Raw genomic sequence first — 5933 nt, 5'->3', positions numbered from 1 at the left:
AATATTTTAAATCCACTTCCCCTTTAAATACTTTTTCGTTTTGTTCAATTAATTTTTTTATTGACATATGTTTCTCCGTTATTTTTAATGAATTATCAGAAAAATTCTAAAAATTTATTATTTAAAATGAAAACCACTAGATTTCAAGAGATATCTTTTTCTAAGATTATAAAGGGATTTCTTATTTACTAAGTAATTGTTTTAGTATACTTTAATATCCCCGTATTACACTTGTATAATAATTTTAATTAATAATAGTTACTTTTAATAAGTGAATATTAGCTAATTTTATAATTCTTTTTTAAAATAATAGTCTAAGAGAATAATATATTATTTGATACTAAATTCCCTAGTCCATTTAGAAAACTTGTTACCATAATTATCTTTGACAAATAATTTTATTCTATATCTACCTGATTCAAATGGTGTCCACTCTAAAAGGTTATTTGCTGTAAAAGGTATGTAATCTATTCTTTCTCCTTCCTTATATATATACCAGGCATACTCTAAATCCTCCCCTTTTACCTCGGCTTTCCAAGTAATAGTTGTTCCCCAATTTTGTGGGCTTTGTTTATCAGGGATAATTTTTTTAATGTCCTCTAGATGTAAATAATCAACTATTTTGTATTCAGAAGACCATTCCGAAACTTTATTTCCCTCACTATCTCTAACAAATGCTTTAATAAAATATAGACCGGGCTTATTAGGATTCCATTCTAATACATTAGATTTATTGAATGATATAAATTCTTCTCTCTCACCGTCTCTATAAATATACCAGGCATACTCTAATCCATCACCAGTTGCGTCTATTTCCCACTTTACATTGGAATTTATAACAGAGGGACTAAGTTTGTTGACTTTCAATAAATTTATAGTTATGCGTTCTATCGTTTGAATTGACATATTTTACTCCCCATTTTCATTTTTCCAGTTCTTTTTTTAAAGTTTCTAACTCTTCAAAGTACCTTAATCTACGGTTTCTTTCAGAACGATATTTTTCCCTATATTCATAGTTTCTTTGTTCTATAATTGCTTCTTTAATTTTGGAATGTTCAATATAATTTAAATTAAGGAATTTATCATTTAAAAATAAATATATTTTGTGAGTAGCTATTATTATTTTTAAGCTATTATTTTCCCAAGTAATATTTAAAATATCATCTTCCCAGCTTAACTTGACATTTAACTCATTTAACGGATTAAGAGAAACTTGTGTAGCAAAGTGTCCTTCACTTCCATTTTGACGATAAGATGCACAAAAAGTTGGTTCAAATATAGAGTATCTTGGGGATACCCAACCTATTAAAGGATCTTTTACACCTTTTACTAGGTTAATAGTAGTATCGTTTTTTTTATGGAGTTGCCTTAAAGATATAATAGGCTTTTCGTTTATATAGCCTGTGATATTATTATTTTCGTTTATACAATTAACAGAAGGCGCTAGGTGGAAATTTTGCTCAAAACTATGTATCTTATATCCTTGTAGGTAATCAATAATAATAAAATCATACGGTTTTAAATATAAAAATAACCTTTGGTGAATAACTCCTGGATATAAACAGTGTGTCCCACTTACAAAAGAAAAGTTTTTATCTAAGTAAGAGCTTGTTAACCCTGATTTTCCAATATTATTTCTAGAGATAACTGTATTCTCATTATCAACTACAACAGTATTATGAGCTTTTGTAGAAACTACATATTTTCGCTCTGGGCTATTATAGACATAATTATATTTACCTGAATCTACCAATAGTGGCTGACCATGTCCAAAGATAGTAAATGATAAATCATCATGGTGTTTATGTGTCCTTGAATGAAAACTACTTAAAAATATTGCTTGAATGGTATCTTTATCATATTCCCATTTATTCCTTAAGGCTGCATAACCACCGTTAGGAAATATAGCATCTAATTCTGTAGGTTCTTCACCACTTTTTCCCCCGCTAACAACATAGTTTAAGTACTTTAACATATCATTAGAATCACTTCCAAGCTTATCCAGGGTTACATGATTCATCTCACTATCGCCGATAGGACAAACTTGTCCATCAGGTTGTAATATAAAAGTCAAAAAAACTAATGATTTATTTAATATTTCTTCTAAATCTGAATTCTGTTTAATATCATTATCATTAATAAATCGCAAAACATTAAACAATCGTTCCACTAATAAATAGATGTAATCTGGTGAGTGTTCAAAATAACTACCATCCTCCCCAAATAGGTGCTCTAATTGTTTTTCTAGTCTCTTTGTAGCTATCTGTCTCCATTCATATGCTTTAGGAAGGTCATTGAATACAACTGTAGATACTAATAACGCAATATCCTGATCCATTCCGTGATTATGTCTCTCCATATAGAATTCAGGGTCAACCAATTTCTCCCAATGACCTTCGACTAAACTTACAAATCTATTAATTCCTTTTAAATCACAAAAATTTAATTTCCAACTTTCAAAAATTTTACAAATAATTATTAACCTTAATGCTGTCGAATGATCATGCCAGGCCATTTCGGATTGGGATTCTAGAAAATTATATTTCTCCCAATCCCATAAAAGTTCTATTGCTTTGCTTAAATATCTTTCATCACTAAAAGTACTATAACCATCTAATAAATATTCAAGAACTTTCAAACTGTGAAGTCCAAATCTCCAACTTCTGTCATAGGGATCCATGCTCCATAAATTATTTAAGTCCATTTTTACTGGAGGATATTTCTTATTAAAATAAATAATATTATTTAAAATATCATCACATCTGTCCTTAAGTTGATCCATTTTCAAAGCTGGAGTCAGTCTAAAAATCTCTATTTTCTTTCTTTGTTGTATTGCAGAAGTATTCACTAGTGCAAACCTCCCAAGCTAAATGAAGTCTAAATTTATCGTTAATACAATTTTTTATTTCTTTATTGGGAAAGTAACTAGTGATAAATGTAAAATATATATAGTTCAACTAATATTTATATTTTATAAATGTCATTATATCTTCCTGCGAGTTTATCCCATGATCTATGGTTTACTACCCATTTTCTTCCTTGTTTTGCTAAATGCATATTGCTTTCGGCTTTCTTAAGACATTCTACTAATGATGAAACATCTTCTGACTTGAAAACTAATCCTGTTTCTCCCTCGATAACCATTTCCCTTAAAGCTGGTATATCACTTACTAGTGCTAATTTTTCCATAGCCATTACTTCAAATGGTTTAAGTGGAGTAACAAGTTGACATACTTTAGCACTAGTTCTTGGAAAAGGAAATACATCAATTACAGAATAATAATCGTTTACTTCTGTGTGAGGTACTCTTCCTACGAAAGTAACGAAATCATCTAGACCTAACTCTTGTGTTAATTGCTTAAGTTCCGGGAGAGCTTTCCCATCACCTACTAGGACAAATTTGAATTTCATATTGATTTCTTTCAATTCAGCTAAAGCTTTCAATAAATAGTCAAGCCCCTCATAATGGGTTACAGAGCCAATAAACCCTATGACTAACTTATCCTCTAAATCTAATTTTTTTCTTAATTCAAGGTTCGGACTTTGGGGACTGAACTTTTTTATGTCTACTCCATTAGGGACAAAATAAATCTTTTCTTCCGGGATTCCTAACGTTATAAGATGTTCCTTTAAACTTTTACTAATAGCTACCACACGATCAGCTGTATGACAACAAATCAACTCGTAGTTTTGGTGTAATAAATAGCGCTCAGAATTTTCAAATCCAGCTGTTTTTGTGCACTGAGTATCATGCCATAGTCCTCTTACCTCATATACAGTTGGTATATTATATTTTTGTGCAACTTTTAAAGCAGGTAATGCATTTTGAAAATTAGATGCTGCATGTACTAACTTTGGTTTAATTTGTCTGATAACCCGTCCGAATTGATCAGCATAAACTTTAAAATACTCGCTCATAGGAACAGTATTTAGAATAGCATTCCCCTTTTCATCGTAGAGACGGTAATGTTCAATACCATTATGGGCTTCTCTAACTATGCTTTCTCCCACTTCTTGTATTAATGGCCAGCCTAGTTTTGAAACTACGACCGGATTTAAGTTTGCGTTCCTTTGGTGCTCTACGATTTCTATACTTCTAATTGTATATCCATTTACTTCAGGTAGGGATTTGTTTAATACATGAACAATTGTTTCATTACGAGTGATTTCTTTTCTTTTTCTTGACCAGTTCCATTCATTTTTTAGTAAAGAATATTCATCAAAAGCCATCTCATACTCTTGATTAAAAACTCGATTTGGGGCAATCTTTTTCAGTTTTCTTATAAATTTTAATCTTTGGCTAATATTTCCTAATTGATTATGACTAGCAATCATACGCCTTAATACATTCACATTATTAGGGCTAATCTTATATGCTTGTTCGCCAAATTGTAACGCATTTTGATACAATTTTTTCTCGTGGCAGTACTTTGCAATATATAATAAAATTTTTAATTGCTTATCTTTAGTAAATTTACCTAAATACTCATTTACTTTGAATACTTGTTCTTGTTGTATATACCAGCGTACCTCGAGAACATCCCATTTATGAATACCAGTTAAATTTTTTGATAAGATTTCGAAGGATTTTTCATTAAATGGTAATTTTAGTGAGGAACTAACAAAAGGTTCAATTAAATTGATTAAAAAAGTTTTGTATATTCTATTAGGTAAATTTCCCCCTGTAACTAGAATTTGCAAAAAGCTTTCTTGACTACCACTAAAATTAATTCCAGAATATAGTTCGTGAAAACCCCTGCAATTTACTAATAGGTTCAGTGCATCATGACTCCCTAAATCAAGAAAATCTTCATCTATAATCATTCTCAAATCATTATAATATTTCTTTTTCAGCCCATTTTCTTTTAGAGTTCTAATAAGACCGTTATATAAAATTTGTGATCGGTCTCCCTCTTTATACGCTTTTATCAATAGTTTTAAAGCATTTCCTGAATTGTTTTCTCTTAGTTCATTTTCGGCAGAAGCCACATACCTAATGCCATTTTCGATTATATTGGGATTAATTTTTCCTTGATCTACTAGCTTACCTATTTCGATAGAAAGTTTTGCAAAAATCTCTGGCTCTTTAGCTGCTGCTTTGGTTAGTAAATTAAAGCCTAGCTGTCCTTTTTCTTCAGGTAAACTATTTAACCATTCAATACAATCCCTAATATATTTACTATCCAATACTTTAAAATCTTTATTATATTCTTGTAAGAAAGACTCCCATGTTGCTCCCGTACGCTCAAGTTCTTTATATGTTTCTATTAAATTACTGTAATGGTCGGAATGATTACTAAAAATTTCACATAATTGACGAGCTTTCGAGGGTCCATGGTTTTTAGATGCATATTTTACAATAAAATCTTTTTGTTTTTCATTTAGAGCAGAGGCAACTGATATTTGTTCATTTGCATCAATCAATTCTTGAACAGCTCTCAAGTTATAAAGTGTATTACTTTTCAAAAAGCTAATATCTTCATTGTTTTTAGAGATATCTTTTAATTCCATCCAGGCTCTCTTGTATAAGCCTAAATTTCTCCATGCATATGCAGTTAAATATCTTTTTTGATCTTCCATTAGCCTATTACATTGTTTTAAATGTTCTATAAACTTCTCCTGTTCATTAATACGACAAGAAATACGTAGTAACCACTTGCCTCCAATAATTGGCTTTTTTGTTCCTACACATGAGTTAAAAATAACTCTTTGAATAGAATTATTACCAACGTACAAAGTAGCTACATAACATAAAGCTAATAAAGCTCTATACACTTATATCATCTCCATTATTTAACTCATTCTAACCTACTGCGTGAAATTAAAGTGTATATTTACTTAATTGAACTTCTAGCGAATTCAAACGTTTATTAAAGTTTAAATTAATTAATATAATTCGTTTTCTTTAGTAAGGTTATCGGATATATTTGATT

At 30.0% G+C, this 5933-nt stretch carries 3 protein-coding genes; all 3 read right to left on the bottom strand.

All coding sequences use genetic code 11. The annotated features are described in order from the left end of the window. Nucleotides 1-330: 330 nt before the first annotated feature. The 3 genes from CN514_RS21305 to CN514_RS21295 all read right to left on the bottom strand — a co-directional run bounded on the left by CN514_RS21305 (nt 331) and on the right by CN514_RS21295 (nt 5775). Nucleotides 331-906, bottom strand: coding sequence for a triple tyrosine motif-containing protein (locus tag CN514_RS21305; protein ID WP_098234299.1), 576 nt, complete (start codon nt 904-906; stop codon nt 331-333). 16 nt (nt 907-922) lie between these two features. Then, nucleotides 923-2848: a heparinase II/III family protein gene (locus CN514_RS21300; RefSeq protein WP_098234298.1), complete on the bottom strand. Its 1926-nt coding sequence runs from the start codon at nt 2846-2848 to the stop codon at nt 923-925. A 116-nt stretch (nt 2849-2964) separates the two neighbouring features. After that, nucleotides 2965-5775: a glycosyltransferase family 4 protein gene (locus tag CN514_RS21295; RefSeq protein WP_098234297.1), complete on the bottom strand. Its 2811-nt coding sequence runs from the start codon at nt 5773-5775 to the stop codon at nt 2965-2967. Between the last annotated feature and the right edge of the window lie 158 nt (nt 5776-5933).

Origin of the sequence: Bacillus sp. AFS001701, assembly GCF_002559405.1 — a bacterium.
GTDB lineage: Bacteria > Bacillota > Bacilli > Bacillales > Bacillaceae_G > Gottfriedia.
Note: the sequence above shows the minus strand (reverse complement) of the source record. Positions and strands in the feature narration are given on the sequence as shown.

What these genes read in the sequence shown, in the direction of transcription:
- CN514_RS21305 (WP_098234299.1), bottom strand. Translation starts at nt 906, where the DNA reads ATGTCAATTCAAACGATAGAACGCATAACTATAAATTTATTGAAAGTC.